1 protein-coding gene is annotated in these 700 nt (G+C 23.9%); it reads right to left on the bottom strand.

Annotated elements, in window-relative coordinates:
• Positions 1-65: 65 nt before the first annotated feature.
• Positions 66-527 (bottom strand): hypothetical protein, encoded by a 462-nt coding sequence (locus ACJDU8_RS25585; RefSeq protein ID WP_406795007.1) that lies wholly within the window; start codon positions 525-527, stop codon positions 66-68.
• Positions 528-700 lie beyond the last annotated feature (173 nt).

Below are 700 nucleotides of genomic sequence, written 5' to 3'. Positions count from 1 at the left end.
TTACCTCCAATCACTTTCTACATTATAATAAATACAGATGTAATTGTCCAAACCTATTTAGGGGCTTAAGAGTAATCAGTTTGTTTTCTATAAGAAAATGCAAATAGCATAACTAAACAAATTATAACAAAAGATGGTGTACAATTTTTCAGCCAAATAACTTTAGATATAATAACCAAATATACCTTTATTAATAAAAGTATCAAAAACATTGATAACATAGTCCTATATGTATTATTTGTTTCTGATAATATGTTAATTTTATCATCTTTCAAACTTGCCTTTACAAATTCCTTATATGTAGCAAATTCAACTAATCTAATTTTTTTACAAATAGATTCAACAATAATTGAACCTATTCTACCAATAATCATTCCAAGGAAATAATATATGAACAAATTTTGAATGATGCCATCATGTAAAACATTAATATTCATAAGTGTATTAAGCAAATAACAAAATACTGCTCCTGGTAACATATTATTAAGTAAATTATATGAACTTAATCTATCTATAAATTTTTCCAATTTATCCTCCTGTACTAACATTCTTTTTAAATAAGTCAAATAACTCCATAAATATTTCCACCTATTTATTAAATTTATATTCAACTAGTTTTTTAGTGGTGCTAGAATAAAAATAGTACAAGATAAATTGAGAAAGTTCCGAATAAAGATTAAAATAAAAGTAAGATATGGGG

Source organism: Candidatus Clostridium eludens, assembly GCF_045310515.1.
Classification (GTDB): domain Bacteria; phylum Bacillota; class Clostridia; order Clostridiales; family Clostridiaceae; genus Clostridium_B; species Clostridium_B eludens.
This window is presented reverse-complemented; position numbering and strand designations above follow the sequence as displayed.